The organism is Seonamhaeicola maritimus (genome assembly GCF_008056315.1).
Lineage (GTDB): Bacteria > Bacteroidota > Bacteroidia > Flavobacteriales > Flavobacteriaceae > Seonamhaeicola > Seonamhaeicola maritimus.
The window spans coordinates 1-542 of sequence record NZ_VRKQ01000011.1 but is presented as its reverse complement, the minus strand read 5'-3'; the positions used below and the strand labels follow the sequence as shown (position 1 = coordinate 542).

Genomic DNA, 542 nt, shown 5'->3' with positions numbered 1-542 from the left:
CCTCCCCAAAGCGATCCAAAATCCATTTGCCTATACACTTTCCCATTAAAATCTATGGAAGACTCTGCGGTTCCATCTTTATACTGAAACATAACTGAAGGCTCATAACTCCAAGAACTTCCATACTTACCAAAAACTCCCCCAACAGAAAACAAATAACGCCTTAAATTACTGGTGATTTCAATATCATTATTAACCCCTGAATTCTTCAACAAATTCTTTATGGTTCCATGAGCATAATAGTCTAAAAAATGATAAGAAAATCCAAAATCAATATTAAAATTAGTTTCTGCCTGGACCACGCCACTTATTATAGGGTCTGGACCATCAAATAAAAAGGTGGTTTCATCCAGTTTATACTGAATAAAACCAGCACTCAATCCAAAGGAAAGCATATTTAAATCGGTTTCACTTCTTGAAAACATAAGGTGATGTGCATAGGTTGCATAAGCTCCCGTTTGAGAGTGATAACCATTCTTATCGGTATACAAAATACCCCCTAATGCTGATGGCGTATCTCCTATTCTTCCATTTATACTCAT

General features: G+C 36.0%; 1 protein-coding gene. It reads right to left on the bottom strand.

Features of this window, described 5'->3' with window-relative positions:
• The coding region (locus FUA22_RS13290; protein WP_147769088.1) for a PorP/SprF family type IX secretion system membrane protein at positions 1–542 on the bottom strand (542 nt) is incomplete at both ends.